Below are 17515 nucleotides of genomic sequence, written 5' to 3'. Positions count from 1 at the left end.
GTCGGGAGGACGGTGCGGTGACGGACGAGGTGGCGAAGGCGGTCGAGGAGTGCGCTCGGGCGGCGAAGGGAGCGGCTCCGTCATTGGCCGGTGCCACGGACGAGGCCGTCGACGCCGCGCTGAGGAACATGGCCGAACGGCTGCTCACACACCGGGACGAGGTCCTGGAAGCCAATCAACAGGATGTCGTGGCAGCGAAGTCGGCCGGGATGAGCGCGGGCCTGCTCGACCGGTTGACCATCACCGAGAGCCGCTTGACGGGGATGGCCGACCAGCTCCGCCTGCTGGCGGAAGCGCCGCACCCGGAACGCACCGTGCCCGTGTCCACGCTCGACGGCGGGTTGCGGCTCGTGGAGCGGCGTCGTCCGGTCGGCGTGATCGGGGCCAACTACGAGGCCAGGCCCAACGTGACCGTGGACGTCGCGTCCCAGCTGGTGAAGTCGCGTAACGCGGGAGTGCTGCGCACGGGATCGGCGGCTCTCGGCTCGGCCACTCGCCTGCTCGACGTGGTGATCCGTCCGGCGCTCGCCGAGGCCGACATCGACGAGCACGTCGTTCAGCTCGTGCCTCGGGCGGAGCGGGAAGCCGCGGCCGAGCTGGTGCGGCTGCCCGACCTCGTGCCGCTCGTGATCCTCCGGGGCAGCGGGGAGAGCACCCGGTCGCTGGCCCTGACCGCCGCGCAGCACGGTGTGCGGACTCTCGCCCACGCCGACGGCGGGGGAGTGCTGTACGTCGACGAGCACGCGGACGTCGACACGGTGCGCTCGTTGGTCGTGAACAGCCTTGACCGGCTGGGCGTGTGCAACCGGCTGAACCTGTTGCTGATCCACGACGCGGTACACGACGAGATCTGGCCGGTGGTGTCCGCGGCGCTCGCCGAGCGCGGCGTCTCGCCGTCGCTGCCGCCGTACGAGCATCCCATCGGCTACGAGTGGGCTCTCGACTCGGACCGGGAGGCCACGGTGACGGTGGCACGGGTCGGTGGAGTCGCCGAGGCGGTCCGCATCGCCAACGAGGAGACGTCCGGCTTGGCGGCGGGCATCGCCACCGAGGACGCCACCGTGGCCGAGGCGTTCTTCGACGGCTACCAGGGCACCGGGGTGTTCTGGAACGCGCCCACGCGCCTGCTGGACGGGTTCAAGCTGCTCGGTGTGCCGGAGACGGGCATCAACCTCGACAAGGTGCCCGGACCCCGCGGCCCGGTCACCTACACCGACCTGTACGTGCGCCAGTACGCGGTGCTCCCTGCCGAACGGTGACCTGCGGAAACGCCTTTCGGGGCCGGAGGGAACCGAGGGGAGTTTCTAGGACAGTTGTAGCAGGTCAAGCAGTGTCCGCGTCACCCCCGGCCGGAACGTCTGGGAGTGCCTGGTTGTCGAAGTCGGGTCCACGCCCGGGTCCACGCGGGTCCACGGCCGCCAACGGCGCGACCTCGCCCAACGCCGCGAGCATCCGGGCCCGAGCCTGCCGTGTCTCCTGGACGTACCCGGCTAGCTCCGACAAATCGGCGTGACCCATCACACGCTGCACCGCGAACACGTCGGCGCCGCCCTCGATCACGCGGGTGGCGAAGCCCCGGCGGAGGGCGTACGCCGACTTCGCGGGCAGCCCCGCGGCCAGTGCTGCCTCCCGCATCCGCCGAGACAGCAGATCGGGATGCAGCACGCCGCCGCGCACGTTGCGGAACACCAGCACCGATCGGCACATCGATCCGTCGAGGTGCGGGACACCGCAACCCGCCGTCAAGTCGCGGCCGTCGAGGTGCTTCCGGATGATCTCGATCGCGCGGCTCGACAGCGGCACCCGCCGCGCGTCGCCGTCCTTCGGGTGCGCGCGGATCACCCGGAGCTTCTGCACGAACACGTCGCGGATCATGACCCAGCCGTTCTCGAGGTCCACTTGATCGGCGTGAAGGCCGGCCATCTCGTTCGGGCGGCACCCGACCTCCAGCATGTACTCGCAGGCGTCGACGAACACTGGATTGAGGTGGTCGCGCAGCTTCCCCGGCTCGCCTGCCTCCACGTAGGTCTTGGCCTGCTTCGGGCGCCGGGGCAGCTTGATGCCCACCAGCGGCGACGCTTCCAGGACGCCGCGCGTGACGGCCGTGTTGATGCTGCGTTGCAGCGGCCCGTAGATGTTGCGGACGTAGTTCGCCGAGTAGCCTTTGCGGCAGAGCTCATCGACCCACGCCTGCACGTCCCCGCGCTTGATCCCGGCGAGTGGAACATCACCCCACCGTGGGAGGACGTGCTTGTCGACGTTCTGCCGCTCCTTCACCCCGTGGTCTGAGATGTGGGTCTTCTCGTCGGCGAGGATGCGCCACCAGTCGCGCCAGCTCGTGCGCGCGGACAGCTCGCCCGTGGTGGCAGCGGCACGCCGCTTGGCCTTCGCTTGCGCTTCGACCGCGGCGTCGAGCGCGTCCGACTTGCGCGGGAACGAACCACGCAGCCACCGCTTCTTGCCGTCGGCATCGACGTAGCGGCCCCGCCATCGGCCCGACGGCAGTTTCTCAACGCTCGCCATCATCGTCACCTTCGTTGCCACGGTTGGTTGAGCGGAGAAAGTAGCTCAGATCGAGCTTTGGTGAAAGCAACGGGAGGATGCGCCTGGCCCCACGCGTCACAACCTGAATCAGCGATTTGAGTTCCGTGAGAGCTGTATCTTGGCTCTGCCGCAGGCGGAACAGCTCCTGTGCTGATTTTCTTGCATCGTCAATTGAACAATCTTCCGTCTCTAGTAGGGCGGCGAGTCGCCTCTCTGCTTCCTTGACCCTTGTGTCGGCGTTACCTAGGTCGGCAAGTACCTCGGCTTCTTTCCTGATAGCTGCTTCCATCAGTGCGAGTTCGACTACCGCTTGTACAGTGTCGACCGGGAGGCGGTCCATGTAGTCCCTGAGGTTACGTACGAAGTGCTCAGGAAACTGGTCCACATTTCCGCTGAACGGAGAGTCGTCCGCGAAGACCGTATCCGCCAACTTTGCTTCTGGTTGCGGGCGCGTATCGCTGTACAAGTCGTGCAGATGGCCGTGTCTCGAGAAATGATCGAGTGCTGCACCGGGTCGGTACTCGAAGGCTTCATCGATCTTGAAATATGTGCTCGGCCTCGCAGGCTTGCCATCCTCTATCCGTTGCCATGTCTTCGCGGATACGCCGGCTCGACGCGCAGCTTCCTCTGCTGTCCATCCGCGCGTCAACCGTTCGCGTTCAACTGCTTTGGCGAACGCATGTTCGAATGGCAACCCCTGTTCATTGCTCTCGTCGCCGCGCGAGGTGTCGGAGGTCTTCGGGTTGGGATCGTCAGATGGGGTCACAGCGACAGAATGCCAGGTAGTGGCAGGGAGTGTCTAGGAGCCTGCGGCAACACTAGTGGTCACTAGTGGTCACTTTCGTTAGTGTCCGTTAGCTCGTGTTAGCTCGCGTTGAGCTGGTGTCTACCTGTGCCCTTTCGTGTCCTCTGATCCTGCAAAAACATGCGTTGTCCTGCGTTATCCTGCGTTGTTCTGCGGAGCTAGCGATCTCTGAGGGTGGCCGTTTCGATCTTCATAGATGTGATCGCGTCGGGCGCGGCGTCGCCCGATGCGGTGGGACTCTTGTGGTAACGTCCGTCGCAGTCGGGGGACTTGAGTGGACAGCAAGGAGGTGTGATGAGGAAGACGACCGTAGAAGCGGTCCTTCGCCCGAAGGAGGCAGCCGAGTACGCCGGTTGCCACGTCAAGACCCTGCTGCGGGCGCTCCGGCGAGGCGACCTGGTGGGACACCAGCGTGTTGCTGGTGGGTCGTGGCGAATCTTCGAGTCGGACTTGATCGCGTGGATCAAGGGGGAGTCGCCTAAGCGCAGGAGGACAGCCTGATGTTCCACACCTTGAAGGAAGAAGTGACGAACCACCCGATCCCAAGCTTGCCGGCGCAGGTCGGGCGGTCCGTCGACGAGAACACCATTACTAAGGAGTAACGATGTCCGTTTCCATGGTAACGGCCACCGGGGCGGCCAGCCTGCTGGTTGCCCTGATCGTGGCGCTGGCCACGGCGTGGCGGTACCGCCGGATGGCTGACCAGCACCGCGACGAGTACCTGGCGCTGGAGCACGCGGTCGCGCTTCTCGGCGGACGCGCGGCGCAAATGCTGAGGGGTGAGGCTGACCGGTTCCAGCGTGAGGTCGACGGCGACCCCACGGCTGCGGCCGAGCGGCTCGGCAGTGTCTCCGCGCTCGTGGGACTGAAGCGCCAGCTCGCCAGCGGCGAGCAGTTCGCCACGGCCGAGCGTGACGCGCTCGCCCTGGCCGCCGAGAACCGTGACGCCACCCGCGCACGCCGGGCAGCCCTGATCGAGGCCGCCGAGGGCGGTGACGCCCGATGAGCCAGATCAGCGAGACCACCCACACGACGCAGTCGATGTTGCGTCTGCTGGAGCAGATGACGGCCACGCTGTCCAGCCTCCAGACTGACGGCAACGAACCGGACATCACCGTGATCGGCACCGTCCCGGTCTTGGCAAACGACCTCGTCGATCCCGGCGCGGACCCGCTCACGCCGCTGCGGATCGAAGTCGAACGCTACCCCGGCGAGGACGCAGCGGTGGTCATCTCGCCCAACGGCTGGAGCGAATGCGCAGCCCTCAGCGTGGAAGGTGCTCGCGCAGCGCGCGACCTCCTCGACCAGGCCGTGCGCGTGGCCGAGGGTACCGAGGTGTTCGCGGGGGTGGGTCGTGGCTGACCTCTTCGACCTGTTCTCGACCCCGGCCGAGCAGCCGACCGGAAACCTCGCCCGCGTCAAGCACTTCGCAGAGCAGGCGCGGCAGGGCCGCCTCGCGGCACTCGAAGCGCTCAACCAAGCCGTCGCCGAGGTCGACGCCTACCTCGCTCGGCAGGCACAGGCGCGCGACACCGAGGTACGCGCGACCACCGAGGGCAAGACGACGGCCAATCCTCGAGCCACCTCGGCGCGGGCGGCACGCAACATCGCGCCGAAGACCGGGACACAGCGGGCCCGCGTACTCGCCGCGGTCGTGCGCCACGGCGGGCTGACCGACCTGGAACTCGCCGAACAGCTCGGGTTGCTGGAGAACTCCGTGCGGCCGCGTCGCACCGAGCTCGTGACGGGCGGATACGTCGTCGACTCCGGACGCACCCGCACCCACCGGGGTACCGAGTGGGTCGTGTGGGAGGCCACCGACGCCGGTAAGGCGTGGTTCGCCGACCAGCTCGGGGGTGCCGCGTGACGCACCTCGACGACTTCACCCAACCCTCGGACTTCGAAGGAGCGCCGATGCCCGGCACGCTGCCCGACGATCGTTCCCTCGCCTCGATCCGCCGCTACTACCGGCGGACGATCCCGCTGTTCGACGCCTACTGCAAGGCCATCGAGACGCACAACGTCAGCGACCGGCCCATCACTGAGCCGATGCCCACCGCGGGCACAGTGTCCAACACCGGGGCCGCTCGGATCGCGTTGGAACACCTCGGCCGCCCCGCCGACGACCTGTCAATCACCATGGCGACGGCCTACCTCGAGCGGATCGAAGAGGAGATCCGGCTGCTGTCGACAGAGAAGCCGACCTTCGACGATGTCGTGCTGGGGCACTTCTTCAACTGGGCCGGATGTGTGCCGGCCCCGCACGAGTGGCTCGCGCAGTCCGCTGACGACCAGGTCGACGACGCCGACGAGATCGCCGCGAAGCTCGATGATGAGCAGTTCGCCCAGGCAGTAAGGGACGCGATCCCCGTTGCCCTGGAGCGGATCATCGCTCGGGACGCGAAGGGCCGGAAAGCTGCGGGAGGTGCGTCGTGACCACAGCCGCCGTCTGCCTGCCGGGGTGCCGCTTCGCGGACGACCTGGCTGCTGATCTCGCCGACCGGCGCTCGCCGGGCCACGTGTGCGTTGTACGCGTGGCCACGGTCGAATCGGTGAAGCCGCGGCCCGTGGTGGTCCGGCTCGTCCGGTACGTCGACCTCGACGGTACGGCCCCAGTCCAGATCGAGGTGGGATCGACCGAGGGAATGCCCATCGGCGACGACCTCGAACTGTCTGCCGAGGCGTCGACGGAGTTGGCGGCCGCGTTGTCGCGTGCCGTCGCGCTGAGAGCGGAGGTGTCCGCGTGAGCACCGCGATCACGGCGATCTGGCTCTCAGCCGCGGCCCTGTTCGGCTTCACCGCCGGGGGCTTCACCGTCGCCTTCCTCCAGGGCCGTCCCGGGCATGACGCCGAGGACAGCCGCAACCAGTAGCACCGTGGCGGTCGGCCCCGCACCGACTGGGGCCGGCCGTCCCTACCACTGAGGGGAGGTGGCGGTGTCCGCCGGATTTCGTGCCATCCGTTGGGCGAAGCAGGTGCCACCTGTACGCCGCGCCGATGGCAAGCCGGACAGCACTGCACACCATGTCCTGTTGGTGCTGGCGACGTTCTGCGGCAAGGACGGCACGGCCAGGCCAGGAGTGCCCACGCTCGCGGCCGAGTCTTACCTCGCGGAGAAGACCGTGGACGCTGCCCTATTGCGACTCGAGGACGCCGGGTTGATCCAGCGGGCTGGAGAACTCAACGGCGGCACGGTCGTGTGGCGGTTCAACTTCGACGCGACATCGGACGGTGCTGTAGCTCGCGAGCGCGAGGAACGGCGGCAGCGCGCGCGAGCGTTGGCCGCCGAGCGTGCTCGCCGTCATCGGCAGCGGCAGAAGCAGCAACAGCAGGACGGTGACCGTCACGCCGTCTCAGGGCGTGACGTAACGCCATCGGACAGCGTGACGAACGAGACCGTAACGCCGTCGGACGGCGTACGTAACGCCGCCGGACGGCGTACGTCACGCCGCCGGACGGCGTACGTCACGCCCTCGACATCGTTACAACCGCAGGTCACCCCGGCTACAACTGCCATAGAACTGCCATATGAACTGCCAGTAGAACTGCCACCCGATCCCGAGGGATCGGAGCGCGCGAACGTCGTCCCATTCCCAGCACCCGAACCCACCTCGAAGCCGCAACCGAAACGCGGCTACACCGAGGCGTTCGAGGACGCGTGGAAGGCGTACGGCAGGCGTGGCACCAAGAAGGCCGCGTTCGCCGAGTGGAAGAAAGCGATCAAGCGCGCCGATGCCGCCACGATCACCGCGGCCATCCCGCCCTACGTCGCCTCCACGCCCGAACTCCGGTTCCGCAAGCACATGGAGCGCTGGCTGCGCGACGACGGGTGGGAATCCGCCGTCACTCCCGCCCGCCACGCCGTCGGCCAGCACCAGCCCTACCAGAACCCCGCGGACATCTCCGCCTACTACGAGCCTCTGCTGTGAAGGAGGACCCAGACATGCCCGACCGACTGTCCACCTTGCTTGCCAACGTCGAGGACGACCTGCGCGCCGCCTGGCGCACCGAGGGAAGCCCGGTCCCGTTCGACGAGTGGAAGACCGAGCGTCGCGCTCGCGAGCGAGCCGACGAGGAAGCCCGCGTTCAGGCCGAGATTCGCGCCGAGAGGCGTTCCCGGCTGCTTGAGCGTCTGGACGCCCAGATCCCACCCCGCTACCGCTCAGCGCGCGTCACAGACCCGCGAATCGCGTCCTGGTGCGACACCGCCCATGAAGGGCGCGGTGAAAGCCTGCTCATCCTCGGGCCCGTCGGCGTCGGCAAGAGCTACGAAGCGTTCGGCGCGATGCGACACCTCGTCGGCCGGCACATCCGCAACGCCGTGGTCGTCGTCGCCGCTGACCTCTATGCCGCGCTCCGGCCGCGTGCTGGAGTCGACACCGAAGCTGAGTTCGAACGCTACGCCCACGCGCAGCTGCTGCTCGTTGACGACATCGGCGCGGCCAAATCCAGCGAATGGACCGAAGAGATCAACTACCGGCTGGTCAACTTCAGGTACAACCACGAGCTGCCGACCGTGTTCACCAGCAATACCCCACCCCGCGAACTCGGCACCGTCGTCGGACAGCGCGTCGCATCCCGCCTTACCGAGATGTGCACCGTCGTCGTGCTCGACGGCCAGGACCGTAGGAGGGCAGCGTGAAGGTCAACCAGTCCGACGCCGAGATCACCGGCTGCACCATGCCGACCAAGCAGGGCGACCCCTGCGGCAAGCCCGGACAGGTCGGCCTGCCCGTGGGGATCTGCCCCGAGCACGCCTTGGGTGTGTACCGGGCCGTGAAGCAGCTCGTCGACGAGCAGGCCACCCGTGAAGCTGCCCGCCACGCACAGGGGGTGGACCGGTGAACCGTCCCTGGACCACAAGGCGCGGCCTGCCGGTCACGCTCATCCACGGTGACGCGCTCGACGCCACCGGCAGCGTCTCCTACTCCGTGGTCGTCGACGGGCTCCCGATCGGCTACGTCGGCGACAGCCGCGAACCCGGACGGCTGGGGCGTCGCTGGTTCGCCTGCGCCAGCATCATCGGCGACGCCGCCACGGTGGCCGCCGCGATGTGGGACTCCGGGCCCGCCTACCGCACCCGCAGGGCCGCACTCGACGCCCTCGTCCGCCACGTGCAGAAGGTGGCACGGTGACGGCGGCAACGAGGGACGTGCAGGCGGAAGCCCGGGTGTGGGTGGCGGATCTGTTGGCTGCCGGGCGCGAGTTGTCCGGCAGGGAGGTCGGCGAACGGTTCGAGCGGTCGGACCGTTGGGGCCGTGACGTGTTGGCCGCGGTGCGGGCCGAACACGCTGCGGCGGAGATGGACCGGCTGCCGGTGGTCGAGCCGGAAGCCTTGACGGCTGCCGTCGAGGTCGAATCGGCTGCCGCCCCGGAAGCAGACGGAAACCAGCAGGTCAGCGCGGAGGGTACCCACGAAGTGAGTACCCCTGATGACGAGCCCGAGAAGGGGCACCCGCGCCAGTCGGGCCCTGCGGGTCATCCGGGTGCGCGGCTGGTGGCGTGGCTGGGGTTCGGGTTCGGCACCGTGATCTCGGTGGCGGCGAACGTGCTGCACGCCTGGATTCCGCCGGAAGGCGCGGCGGAAGCGTGGCGGCCCGGTCTGGCTCCGCAGCTCGGCGCGGCGGTGTGGCCGGTGGCGCTGCTGCTGTCGGTTGAGGTGCTGTCGCGGGTGGCGTGGCCTGCCGGGTGGCAGTGGGCGGCAGCGAAGTTCGGCGGCGTGGTCGCGGTGGCTGCCGGCGCGGCGGTGATCTCCTACGGCCATATCCGGGACGTGCTCGTTCACTGGGGCTACGGCACCGCGGGCGCGCATGTCGGCCCGCTGGTGGTCGACGGGTTGATGATCGTGTGCGGGTTCGCGCTGCTGGCGCTGTCCCGTGAGATCAAGCCGGTGGTCGAGGCAAGCTGATGTCGAAGTCGTGGGCCAAGGGCAGCACGAGGGCGTGGCGTAAGACCCGCGCCCTCGTGCTCGCCCGCGACGGATGGGTGTGCCAGCTCTGCCACAGGGCCATCGACCCGCAGCTCCGGCCACCGCACCCGGGCAGCGCCACCGTTCACCACACCCTCGGCAAACGCTACGGTGACAACCCCGCGCACCTGGTGGCCGCGCACCGGAAGTGCAACCTCGACGTGGGCGACCCGACTACCCAACCCGATCCGCCCGCCGAGCCCGTGACGAAGTGGTGACCGTGGCCGTCCTACAGGTATTCGATCACGGCCGACAAGTCGGCGAGGCGGGTCGGTGCGCCACGCCAACGGCGGCCGGTCACAGCGATGTAGCGGCCGCTGCCGTACACCTCGACCGCGGTACCGTCCTGCTCCCGGATCACCCGGCCACGCGGCACACTGCCGTAACCCCACACGTGCAGTCCGGTACCGGACGGCGACACCTCAACGAACGTGGACGGGCAGCGGTCGAGGATGCGTCGCGCCCACTCGGTCACGCGGCCGTCGGCGAGGCAGCCGTCGAGGTCGAGGCACACGGTCCCGTCGCCGTTGAGTACGAATCCGAGGCCGACACCCTCACTACTGTCGGCCGCCTGGTCGTACGTGGTCCACGTGCGCGGCTGCGTCGACGAAGCGTTGCGCCCGTTGGTCTGCACTGGGCGCTTGTCGGCCGCGCGTCGCACCCACCGTGCGCGCTGCGTCAGTTCACGCGGCACACGCGGACGGGCCCGGTAGGCAGCCGTGCGGCAAGCAGCCGAGCAGTACCGAGCAGGACGACCACGCCGGGCGCGCGGAAGCTCGGTCTCGCAGCCCTGACGTTGACACGTCGTCGCGATCACGTCTCTGATCATACCAGAATGTGTGACGAAAAAATGTGTCTACCAGGGAAAACAATGGAAGGACATGGGGGTGCCGTCTCAGTTGGCGTGTGCCTGCACGGACCATCGAAACACCCTCAACGGCACACGAACCGCCCGCAGTCGAACAGCCAGCGGGCAACATGCGGTGATCCGGGCCCGGATTTTCCCGGCCATGCCAACCTCGGACATCCGCGTCCCCATGTTCTCCCTCTCCCCGAAGGCTCAGGAGGTCGTCATGAGTGACATCGAGTCACAGAGCGTGATGGACGCGCTCAGGTCAACACTGGGTGCGCTCGATCTCGACGAGGAAGATCAGGCCGCGTGCGCGCTTGCGTGGCGACTCGCGGAAGCGATCGACACCGAAGGCAGCGCGCGGGCGCTCGCGGATCTCGCGGGCAAGCTGTTACAGGTGCTGGAGTCGCTGGGGGCGACGCCCGCGGCACGGAAGGCACTGGTGAAGGGGGTGGATCAGGGTGCTGGAGCAAGGCAGCGCAGCGCGCTCGACGAGCTTCGAGAACGGCGCGATCGTCGGAAGAACGGAGCCGCGACTGTGGACGCCACCACTACGTGAACTCACGCCCGACACGTCGTTCGGGTTCGACGTGGTGGACTTCGCCGACCAGGTGCTCGGGCATCCGCTGGACCCGTGGCAGGAGTGGGCGGTGATCCACGGCGGTGAGCTGTTGCCCGACGGCAGGCCACGGTTCCGGAAGCTGCTGATCCTGGTGTCGAGGCAGAACGGCAAAACCGAACTGCTCGTGGTGTTGTCGCTGTACTGGATGTTCGTCGAGCGGGTGTCGATGATCCTGGGAACGTCGACGAAGCTGGACTACGCGGCCGAGTCATGGATGAAGGCGTACCGGCTGGCGAAGGGGGTGCCGGATCTGCGGCGGGAGCTGTCGCACAAGGGGCACATCCGCAAGGCCAACGACGGCAAGGTGTTGTGGCGCGCTGACGCCGAGGAGGTGGACGCCGAGAGCGGCAGCCGCTACAAGATCGCGGCGTCGAACGAGGAGGGTGGGCGGTCGCTGACGATCGACCGGCTGATTCTCGATGAGCTGCGGCAGCATCACGACTACTCGGCGCACGACGCCGCGGTTCCCGCGACGAACGCGGTGCGGGACGCGCAGGTGTGGGCGCTGTCGAACGCGGGGTCGGACAAGTCGGTGGTGCTCAACGACTGGCGGGACTCGGCGTTGCACTACATCGACACCGGCGAGGGTGATCACCGGCTGGGGTTGTTCGAGTGGTCCGCGCCGGACGGGTCGTCACCGCTGGACCTGGAGGCGCTGGCGCAGGCGAACCCGAACCTCGGCCGCCGTATCGATCCGGACGCGCTGCTGGGTGACGCGAAGACGGCGATGGAGAAGGGCGGCGAGAAACTCGCCGGGTTCAAGACCGAGAACATGTGCATGCGGGTGCGGATCATGGACTCGGCGATCGACGGCGAGAAGTGGGCCGAGTGCAAGGATTCGGGGGATCTCGCCGCGGTGCGGTCGCGGGTGGCGCTGTGCGTGGACGTGGCACCGGATGGGCAGCACGCCACGCTCGTCGCGGCTGCGGTGCTCGACGACGGGCGGGTGCGCGTGGAGGCCGTCGCGGACTGGTCCGGGCCCGACTGCACGAAGCAGTTGCGGCGGTCGTTGCCGGGGCTGGTGGTGAAGATCCGGCCGCAGGTGCTCGGGTGGTTCCCGTCCGGTCCGGCCGCGTCGGTGGCCGCTGATCTCGCCGACCGCAAGCGGGCCGGGTGGCCGCCGCCGGGCGTGAAGGTGGAGGAGATCCGTTCCGAGGTGCCTGCGGTGTGTATGGGGTTGGCCGAGCAGGTGCAGTCGAAGCAGATTGCGCACAGCGATGATCCGTTGTTGAACACGCACGTCACGAGCGCGGAGAAGCTGCGTCGTGGGGATGCGTGGGTGTTCACCCGCAAGGGTGCTGGCCATGTCGATGCGGCGTATGCGACGGCGGGTGCGGTGCATCTGGCGCGGACGCTGCCGCCGTCGGTGGGTAAGCCGCGGGTGGTTGTGGCCCGCCCAGCCTGACTACTACACGCCGCAGTGCTACATCTCGTAGTACTACATGGTGTAGTATTTCGGTGTGGGCTGGTTGCGGTCGTTGCTGCGGTGGGCGGATGCGCCCACCGCGCAGCACAACGACACAGTGGTGTCGTTCACGCACGACCTCACCACGCCCGTCGACCCGATCGACCGCATCATCCGGGGCCACACCACACACCTCTCCAGTGCGCCCGTGAACCGCGACCAGGCGCTGTCGGTGCCTGCGGTGCTGCGTGGCCGGAACCTGCTGTGCTCGATCGCGACGTTGCCGTTGGTGACCCGCGACCGCGACCGCGCCGAGGCCCGGAGCGCGCTGCTGGAGCAGATCGACCCGGACGTGCCGAACGTGGTCACCCTCGCCCAAACCGTCGAGGATCTGATCTTCGAGGGCATTTCGTGGTGGCAGATCACCGACCGCTACGCCGACGGCTGGCCTCGTACCGCGATGCACCTCGACGTGGGCACGGTGTCGATGCAGCCCCCGGCCGGGTCGTGGCGGCAGCTCCGCACCCTCCCCTCGGGGCAGCATCTGCCTGGCGGGGTGGTGTGGGTGAACGGCCAACCCGTGCCGGGCCGGGATGTGGTGCGGTTCGACAGCCCGAACCCTGGCGTCCTCGTCGCGGCGGCGCGGGCGATCCGGCGGGCGATCCTGCTGGAGAAAGCCGCCGCCCTGTACGCCAACGACCCCCGGCCGCTGGACTATTTCACGCCGGTCGACAACGCCGACCCGGCCGCCGACGAGGAGGTGCAGGACATCCTCACCGCGTGGGCGGAGGCGCGCCGTGAGCGTTCCACCGCCTACGTTCCCGCGGCACTGAAGTACAACACCGTGGACACCCCGTCCCCGGCGGAGTTGCAGTTGGTGCAGTTGCAGCAGCAGGCCACCGTGGAGATCGCCAACGCGATGGGCCTGGACGCCGAGGACTTGCAGGTGTCGACCACGTCCCGCACCTACGCCAACGCCGTGGATCGCCGCCGGGACCGGATCAACGACGTGCTCGCTCCGTACATGCGGGCGATCACCGACCGGTTGTCGATGAACGACATCACCCGGCGCGGCTACAGGGTCGAGTTCGATCTCGACGACTACATGCGCGCCAACCCCACCGAGCGGTGGAGCACCTACCAGACGGGTCTGGCCACGCAGGTGCTGTCCGTGGCCGAGGTGCGCGAGATGGAGGGGCTCCCGGCCGTGCCGATCGAGCCTGTCCGGCCGCAGCCACGACCGCAGCCACGACAGCCTGAGCAGGAGGCCGGCATGTCTCGTAGGACGCATTTCAGCAGCGACGGCACCGAGCGGATCGCGTTCGAGATCCCCGAAGCCGACGCCGAGTTCCGGGTCAACCGGGACAAGCGCACGATCTCCGGGCTGCTGATCCCATGGAACACCATCGCCCGCAACGGGTTCGCCAAATGGCGGTTCGCGAAGGACTCGCTGACGTGGACCCAGGAGTCGCGGGTGAAGCTCAACCGTGAGCACGACCGTCGTGAGGCGGTGGGTGTGGCCACGCGGTTGCAGTCCACCCCGAAGGGCTTGGACGGTTCGTTCAGGATCGCCCGCGGGCCCGAGGGGGACCAGGTGCTCAGCCTCGCCGAGGACGGTGTCCTCGACGGGTTCTCCATCGAGGCCGAGTTCGACGACGACAGCTACGAACTGTCCCGCGACAACACCGACGATCTGGTGCGTGACGTGAAGACGGCACGGCTGGTGGGTGTCGCGATCACCGCATCTCCAGCGTTCGACGACGCGCGGGTGTCGCGTGTCGCCGCGTCCAGGAAGGAAATGAGCATGGCAGACACGCCCGACGCGCCGCAGCGCACCGAAGGCACGCCGGCCGCCGGGCCGGACAAGCAGACGACCGAGGCGTTCACGTCCGCGGTGGAGGCGTTCACTTCCACTGCTGGCGGGTTCACCGAGGCGATCAAGCAGCTCGTCGAGGTGCAGCAGAACAAGACTGACGGGCCCGAGGTCGTGGACCCCACCCGGCGGAAGGCGCAGTTCGCGGTGAACGAGGAGCCGATGTACCGGTTCGACGGTTCCCGCGGCAAGCACGACTTCAGCTCCGACATCATCGCGATGTCGAAGAAGGACCACGAGGCCGAGGCCCGCGTGATCGAGTGGATCAAGGACAGTTTCGGTCCGATCGCGAAGTTCGTGAGCACTGGCGATGTGTCGACGCTGAACCCGGTGCGGCAGCGGCCCGATTTGTATGTCGATCAGTTGCAGTTCCCCACACCTCTGTGGGACTCGATCAACAAGGGCACCCTCGACGACAACACCCCGTTCGTCCTGCCGAAGTTCGCTTCCGCGGCGAACCTCGTCAACGACCACACCGAAGGCACCGAACCCACCGCCGGGTCGTTCACGACCACGTCGCAGACGATCACCCCGTCCGCGGTGTCCGGGAAGGTGGAGATCACCCGTGAGGCGTGGGACCAGGGCGGCAACCCTCAGCTCTCGGTGATCCTGTGGCGGCAGATCGTGCGTGAGTACTTCGAGGCGCTGGAGCAGGCCTCCGCGACCATGCTCGACGGCCTCACGGTGCCTGAGATCACGCTGACCGCCAACGGCGCTGACGATGTGGTCACGACCGAGTTGAAGAAGGCTCTTGCTGATCTGCACTTTGTGCGGGGTGGGTTCCGGTACCGGGACTTCAAGCTCGCGCAGGATCTCTACACGAAGCTCGCGGCAGCGAAGGACGCCGATGGGCGGCCGCTGTTCCCAGTGCTGGGTGCACAGAACGCCGACGGAACCACGGGCGCACTGTTCGGTTCACTCGCGATCGCTGGCCTGGCGGGAACGCCCGCATGGGCGTTGCCTCAGACGGTGTTCGGTACCCCGAACACGCCTTCCAAGTCGTACCTGTTCAACCGGGAGGACGTGCACGGCTGGGCCAGTGCTCCGCAGCGGCTGGACTTCGAATACCGCGTGGCCTACGTGGACATCGGGGTGTGGGGCTACAAGGCGCTGGCGTGCACCCGCACCGACGGTGTGCGCCGCATCAACTACGACGACGGCCGCACGGCCTGATCGGCGGCTGGATCATGAATCGCTACATCCTCGTGAAAGTCGAGCAGACGGCCACCGGGGTCGCCGACTTCTACACCGTCGTCGACACGAGTGTCGGTCGGGTTATCGCGCGCGGCTCGATTGCCGACATGTCCGCCGTTCGCGATGCGCTCAACGCGGCTAACTCCGGGACGGTCTGACGTGGCGGCCCGCAAGAAGGCGACTCGGCCGGTCGAGGACACGCAGGTATCGCAAACCGGCGCGCGTGAAACAGAAACACGCGACGCGGAGCGCGAAACCTCAGAGCAGGTCGCCGAGAAGTTCGAATCCGCTGATGAGCAGCCTGCCACACATCGGCGTCCGGTGTGGATGGTTCCCGTCGGCGAGAACTGGGTGCCCGAGCACGAGCTGAAGCGGAGACGGTGACGTGTCGGGGTGGGTGACGCTCGACGACCTCAAGGCCGAGATGGGGCTCGAACCGACGGACACGCGCGACGACGAGCAGTTGCAGCTCGCGCTCGACGCCGCGGTTGTGTTCGTCGAGCGCGTCCGTCACGGCCAGTTCAACTTCGACGGCGACCCGGTGTCGGAGCTGCCCGCACCCACCCCGGACGTGAAGCTGGGGACGCTGATGCTCGCTCGACGGTGGCACACCCGCCGGCGTTCGCCTGACGGGCTGGTGGCGATGGCAGATCAGGCTTCGGCGCGGGTGGCGTCGTTCGACCCGGACATCGACCGGTTGCTGCGCATCGGCCGGCACGCGAGGCCGGTGGTCGGATGAACGACGCGACAACTGAGGCTCGGCGGCGGCTCGAAACCGTGCTCAAGGGCGTCGACGGGGTGCGGTACTACGACGATCCCGCGGGGGCTGCTGATCCGCCGGCGACGGTGCTGAGCCTGCCGGCACTGGAACGTGAGTCTGGTTGTCCGCAGTGGACGACGGCGACGTTCAGTGTGTGGGTGCTGCACGCGCTCGACGAGCGGGCAGTCGAGCGGTTGCCCGAGTTGGCGACGCGGGTGGCTGACGCGCTCGACGAGTTGCCCGAGGCGGTGGTGACCCGTGCGACCGCTATGCCGTTCAGGGCCGGCACCCAGGAACTACCCAGCTACGAGATTGAAGTGGAGGTGGCGTTGTGAGCGTGCACCATCGCAAGGTCAAGGTTGTTCAGTTCGCGCTGAACGGCACCCAGTTCGAGTGTCAGGTGCAGACGTTCAACCTGGTCAACAACACCGAGCTCGGGGACAAGCAGTACGCGATGTGCCCGGCAGGTGAGTTCCGGGAGGAGGGCGACCCGGACTACTCGCTGGAGATCACGTTCTTCGCGGACTGGCGGCTGGACGGCATCAGTGACTTCCTCACCGCCAACGACGGGCTGGTGGCGGACTTCACCGCCGATTGGCACCCCGACATCCCCGGCGAGCACGTGCGCCGCACCGGCCAGTGCTACCTCCGTGACCCCGGCATGGGCGGAGAGAGCCGACAGACGGAGACGCACGAGCTTACGTTGCAGGTGATCGGGAAGCCGACCTACGAGAGGGTGGCCTGAGATGGCGCGGGTGGATCTGACCACGCAGCAGGTGGCCCGGGAGGGTCTGGTGCCTGCGCTGACCGCGCCGACGGTCGATGGTGACGTGATCGACGCCGGGCGGGTGGCGCTGATGGTGACCAACAACGGCGCCGCGGCGCACACGGTCACGGTGCAGTCCCCGGTGACGGTGGACGGGCTGGCGGTCGAGGAACTGGCGGTGTCGGTGGCCGCGGGTGACACGACGCTGATCGGGCCGTTCCCGGCGCGCACCTTCGGGCAGCCGGTCGGCTCCGCTGATGCGGGCCGGGTGTACGTCGACTACGACACCGGCTCCGATGTGGACCTGATGCGAGGGGTGGTGTCGTTCTGATGTTCACGATCACGGTCAAGCCCGACGGAGTCGAGGCGTTCACGGTCGAGGCCACGTCCCGGGACGTGCTCAACTGGGAGCGCACCAACAAGGGCGTCAACCTCAAGAAGCTCGAACAGGCCCCGAGCATGGTCGACTTCTACAAGATCGCGCACTTCGCGGTACAGCGCACCGGCCAGTGGGCAGGCAGCGTCGACGAGTTCATGGCCACGTGCGAGATCGAGGTCGAGGACGACGAGGCGGACCCTACGAACGCGGCTCCCTGAGCCGCTCGCTCATCGCCCTCGCGATCAACACCGGTATCCCGATGTCCGAATGGCTGTCCGCAGGGGATCGAGCGATCTGGACGGGCCTGGAGCTGATCGACGAAGCACGCCGCGAAGCCAACCGCGCTACC

General features: G+C 67.9%; 27 protein-coding genes. 24 read left to right on the top strand and 3 right to left on the bottom strand.

Features of this window, described 5'->3' with window-relative positions; all coding sequences use genetic code 11:
• Positions 1-17 precede the first annotated feature (17 nt).
• On the top strand, positions 18-1259 hold the full coding sequence (locus SACCYDRAFT_RS18670; RefSeq protein WP_005458560.1) for an aldehyde dehydrogenase family protein: 1242 nt from the start codon (positions 18-20) through the stop codon (positions 1257-1259).
• Between the two features lie 64 nt (positions 1260-1323).
• Here SACCYDRAFT_RS18670 and SACCYDRAFT_RS18665 read toward each other — a convergent pair whose 3' ends face one another.
• Positions 1324-2523 carry a tyrosine-type recombinase/integrase gene (locus SACCYDRAFT_RS18665; protein ID WP_157606531.1) on the bottom strand — a complete coding sequence of 400 codons (1200 nt, stop codon included), beginning with the start codon at positions 2521-2523 and terminating at the stop codon, positions 1324-1326.
• Entirely contained in the window at positions 2510-3310 is an 801-nt protein-coding gene (locus SACCYDRAFT_RS26045; protein ID WP_083844773.1) for a helix-turn-helix domain-containing protein, read from the bottom strand. The genes SACCYDRAFT_RS18665 and SACCYDRAFT_RS26045 overlap by 14 nt, the downstream gene beginning before the upstream one ends.
• 333 nt (positions 3311-3643) lie before the next feature.
• On the opposite strand from SACCYDRAFT_RS26045, the gene SACCYDRAFT_RS18660 reads away from it, so the two are divergent.
• The 13 genes from SACCYDRAFT_RS18660 to SACCYDRAFT_RS18600 all read left to right on the top strand — a co-directional run bounded on the left by SACCYDRAFT_RS18660 (position 3644) and on the right by SACCYDRAFT_RS18600 (position 9535).
• Positions 3644-3850 (top strand): helix-turn-helix domain-containing protein, encoded by a 207-nt coding sequence (locus tag SACCYDRAFT_RS18660; protein ID WP_005458557.1) that lies wholly within the window; start codon positions 3644-3646, stop codon positions 3848-3850.
• Between the two features lie 103 nt (positions 3851-3953).
• Positions 3954-4355 (top strand): hypothetical protein, encoded by a 402-nt coding sequence (locus tag SACCYDRAFT_RS18655; protein WP_005458555.1) that lies wholly within the window; start codon positions 3954-3956, stop codon positions 4353-4355.
• The gene (locus SACCYDRAFT_RS18650) at positions 4352-4711 is read left to right on the top strand and encodes a hypothetical protein (protein WP_005458554.1); all 360 of its coding nucleotides are present in this window, start codon (positions 4352-4354) and stop codon (positions 4709-4711) included. Before SACCYDRAFT_RS18655 ends, SACCYDRAFT_RS18650 begins: the two co-directional genes overlap by 4 nt.
• Positions 4704-5216, top strand: a complete 513-nt coding sequence (locus tag SACCYDRAFT_RS18645) for a helix-turn-helix domain-containing protein (protein WP_005458553.1) — start codon at positions 4704-4706, stop codon at positions 5214-5216. The genes SACCYDRAFT_RS18650 and SACCYDRAFT_RS18645 overlap by 8 nt, the downstream gene beginning before the upstream one ends.
• A 47-nt stretch (positions 5217-5263) precedes the next feature.
• Positions 5264-5785 (top strand): hypothetical protein, encoded by a 522-nt coding sequence (locus SACCYDRAFT_RS18640; protein ID WP_005458552.1) that lies wholly within the window; start codon positions 5264-5266, stop codon positions 5783-5785.
• Positions 5782-6096 carry a hypothetical protein gene (locus tag SACCYDRAFT_RS18635; RefSeq protein WP_005458551.1) on the top strand — a complete coding sequence of 105 codons (315 nt, stop codon included), beginning with the start codon at positions 5782-5784 and terminating at the stop codon, positions 6094-6096. The genes SACCYDRAFT_RS18640 and SACCYDRAFT_RS18635 overlap by 4 nt, the downstream gene beginning before the upstream one ends.
• The gene (locus SACCYDRAFT_RS27210) at positions 6093-6221 is read left to right on the top strand and encodes a hypothetical protein (protein ID WP_005458549.1); all 129 of its coding nucleotides are present in this window, start codon (positions 6093-6095) and stop codon (positions 6219-6221) included. The genes SACCYDRAFT_RS18635 and SACCYDRAFT_RS27210 overlap by 4 nt, the downstream gene beginning before the upstream one ends.
• A 160-nt stretch (positions 6222-6381) precedes the next feature.
• Positions 6382-7278: a helix-turn-helix domain-containing protein gene (locus SACCYDRAFT_RS26460; protein ID WP_157606530.1), complete on the top strand. Its 897-nt coding sequence runs from the start codon at positions 6382-6384 to the stop codon at positions 7276-7278.
• A gap of 14 nt (positions 7279-7292) precedes the next feature.
• Positions 7293-7991: an ATP-binding protein gene (locus SACCYDRAFT_RS18620; RefSeq protein WP_005458547.1), complete on the top strand. Its 699-nt coding sequence runs from the start codon at positions 7293-7295 to the stop codon at positions 7989-7991.
• Positions 7988-8194 carry a hypothetical protein gene (locus SACCYDRAFT_RS18615; RefSeq protein WP_005458546.1) on the top strand — a complete coding sequence of 69 codons (207 nt, stop codon included), beginning with the start codon at positions 7988-7990 and terminating at the stop codon, positions 8192-8194. Before SACCYDRAFT_RS18620 ends, SACCYDRAFT_RS18615 begins: the two co-directional genes overlap by 4 nt.
• Positions 8191-8484 carry a hypothetical protein gene (locus tag SACCYDRAFT_RS18610; RefSeq protein ID WP_005458545.1) on the top strand — a complete coding sequence of 98 codons (294 nt, stop codon included), beginning with the start codon at positions 8191-8193 and terminating at the stop codon, positions 8482-8484. Before SACCYDRAFT_RS18615 ends, SACCYDRAFT_RS18610 begins: the two co-directional genes overlap by 4 nt.
• Positions 8481-9257, top strand: a complete 777-nt coding sequence (locus SACCYDRAFT_RS25540; RefSeq protein WP_005458544.1) for a DUF2637 domain-containing protein — start codon at positions 8481-8483, stop codon at positions 9255-9257. The genes SACCYDRAFT_RS18610 and SACCYDRAFT_RS25540 overlap by 4 nt, the downstream gene beginning before the upstream one ends.
• On the top strand, positions 9257-9535 hold the full coding sequence (locus tag SACCYDRAFT_RS18600; protein WP_005458543.1) for an HNH endonuclease: 279 nt from the start codon (positions 9257-9259) through the stop codon (positions 9533-9535). Before SACCYDRAFT_RS25540 ends, SACCYDRAFT_RS18600 begins: the two co-directional genes overlap by 1 nt.
• A gap of 11 nt (positions 9536-9546) precedes the next feature.
• On the opposite strand, the gene SACCYDRAFT_RS18595 is transcribed toward SACCYDRAFT_RS18600, so the two are convergent.
• Positions 9547-10011: a bifunctional DNA primase/polymerase gene (locus SACCYDRAFT_RS18595; protein ID WP_198284939.1), complete on the bottom strand. Its 465-nt coding sequence runs from the start codon at positions 10009-10011 to the stop codon at positions 9547-9549.
• A 379-nt stretch (positions 10012-10390) separates the two neighbouring features.
• On the opposite strand from SACCYDRAFT_RS18595, the gene SACCYDRAFT_RS18590 reads away from it, so the two are divergent.
• Genes SACCYDRAFT_RS18590 through SACCYDRAFT_RS18555 form a run of 10 tightly spaced genes read left to right on the top strand, consistent with a single transcriptional unit; the run spans position 10391 to position 17384 of the window.
• A complete protein-coding gene (locus SACCYDRAFT_RS18590; protein WP_005458539.1) occupies positions 10391-10726 on the top strand; it encodes a terminase small subunit in 336 nt (111 codons plus the stop codon).
• Positions 10629-12194, top strand: coding sequence for a terminase large subunit (locus tag SACCYDRAFT_RS18585; protein WP_005458537.1), 1566 nt, complete (start codon positions 10629-10631; stop codon positions 12192-12194). Before SACCYDRAFT_RS18590 ends, SACCYDRAFT_RS18585 begins: the two co-directional genes overlap by 98 nt.
• 55 nt (positions 12195-12249) lie before the next feature.
• Positions 12250-15240: a phage portal protein gene (locus tag SACCYDRAFT_RS18580; protein WP_005458536.1), complete on the top strand. Its 2991-nt coding sequence runs from the start codon at positions 12250-12252 to the stop codon at positions 15238-15240.
• A gap of 14 nt (positions 15241-15254) precedes the next feature.
• On the top strand, positions 15255-15419 hold the full coding sequence (locus SACCYDRAFT_RS26455; RefSeq protein WP_005458535.1) for a hypothetical protein: 165 nt from the start codon (positions 15255-15257) through the stop codon (positions 15417-15419).
• 1 nt (position 15420) lies between these two features.
• Entirely contained in the window at positions 15421-15645 is a 225-nt protein-coding gene (locus tag SACCYDRAFT_RS26450; RefSeq protein ID WP_157606529.1) for a hypothetical protein, read from the top strand.
• Position 15646: 1 nt separating this feature from the next.
• Positions 15647-16000, top strand: a complete 354-nt coding sequence (locus tag SACCYDRAFT_RS18575; protein WP_005458534.1) for a phage head-tail connector protein — start codon at positions 15647-15649, stop codon at positions 15998-16000.
• Positions 15997-16356, top strand: a complete 360-nt coding sequence (locus SACCYDRAFT_RS18570; RefSeq protein WP_005458532.1) for a hypothetical protein — start codon at positions 15997-15999, stop codon at positions 16354-16356. Before SACCYDRAFT_RS18575 ends, SACCYDRAFT_RS18570 begins: the two co-directional genes overlap by 4 nt.
• Positions 16353-16766 (top strand): hypothetical protein, encoded by a 414-nt coding sequence (locus SACCYDRAFT_RS18565; protein WP_005458531.1) that lies wholly within the window; start codon positions 16353-16355, stop codon positions 16764-16766. The genes SACCYDRAFT_RS18570 and SACCYDRAFT_RS18565 overlap by 4 nt, the downstream gene beginning before the upstream one ends.
• 1 nt (position 16767) lies before the next feature.
• Complete coding sequence (locus SACCYDRAFT_RS18560; protein WP_005458529.1) at positions 16768-17118, top strand: hypothetical protein; 351 nt, start codon at positions 16768-16770, stop codon at positions 17116-17118.
• On the top strand, positions 17118-17384 hold the full coding sequence (locus SACCYDRAFT_RS18555; RefSeq protein ID WP_005458528.1) for a hypothetical protein: 267 nt from the start codon (positions 17118-17120) through the stop codon (positions 17382-17384). The genes SACCYDRAFT_RS18560 and SACCYDRAFT_RS18555 overlap by 1 nt, the downstream gene beginning before the upstream one ends.
• Positions 17385-17515: the final 131 nt, after the last annotated feature.

Source organism: Saccharomonospora cyanea NA-134 (genome assembly GCF_000244975.1).
Classification (GTDB): domain Bacteria; phylum Actinomycetota; class Actinomycetes; order Mycobacteriales; family Pseudonocardiaceae; genus Saccharomonospora; species Saccharomonospora cyanea.
This window is presented reverse-complemented; position numbering and strand designations above follow the sequence as displayed.

Coding starts and splice junctions, on each gene's coding strand:
- SACCYDRAFT_RS18590 (WP_005458539.1), top strand. CDS start 10,391: ATGAGTGACATCGAGTCACAGAGCGTGATGGACGCGCTCAGGTCAACA.
- SACCYDRAFT_RS18650 (WP_005458554.1), top strand. CDS start 4,352: ATGAGCCAGATCAGCGAGACCACCCACACGACGCAGTCGATGTTGCGT.
- SACCYDRAFT_RS18665 (WP_157606531.1), bottom strand. CDS start 2,523: ATGGCGAGCGTTGAGAAACTGCCGTCGGGCCGATGGCGGGGCCGCTAC.
- SACCYDRAFT_RS18620 (WP_005458547.1), top strand. CDS start 7,293: ATGCCCGACCGACTGTCCACCTTGCTTGCCAACGTCGAGGACGACCTG.
- SACCYDRAFT_RS18570 (WP_005458532.1), top strand. CDS start 15,997: ATGAACGACGCGACAACTGAGGCTCGGCGGCGGCTCGAAACCGTGCTC.
- SACCYDRAFT_RS18560 (WP_005458529.1), top strand. CDS start 16,768: ATGGCGCGGGTGGATCTGACCACGCAGCAGGTGGCCCGGGAGGGTCTG.
- SACCYDRAFT_RS18660 (WP_005458557.1), top strand. CDS start 3,644: ATGAGGAAGACGACCGTAGAAGCGGTCCTTCGCCCGAAGGAGGCAGCC.
- SACCYDRAFT_RS18600 (WP_005458543.1), top strand. CDS start 9,257: ATGTCGAAGTCGTGGGCCAAGGGCAGCACGAGGGCGTGGCGTAAGACC.
- SACCYDRAFT_RS26455 (WP_005458535.1), top strand. CDS start 15,255: ATGAATCGCTACATCCTCGTGAAAGTCGAGCAGACGGCCACCGGGGTC.
- SACCYDRAFT_RS18555 (WP_005458528.1), top strand. CDS start 17,118: ATGTTCACGATCACGGTCAAGCCCGACGGAGTCGAGGCGTTCACGGTC.
- SACCYDRAFT_RS18640 (WP_005458552.1), top strand. CDS start 5,264: ATGCCCGGCACGCTGCCCGACGATCGTTCCCTCGCCTCGATCCGCCGC.
- SACCYDRAFT_RS18655 (WP_005458555.1), top strand. CDS start 3,954: ATGTCCGTTTCCATGGTAACGGCCACCGGGGCGGCCAGCCTGCTGGTT.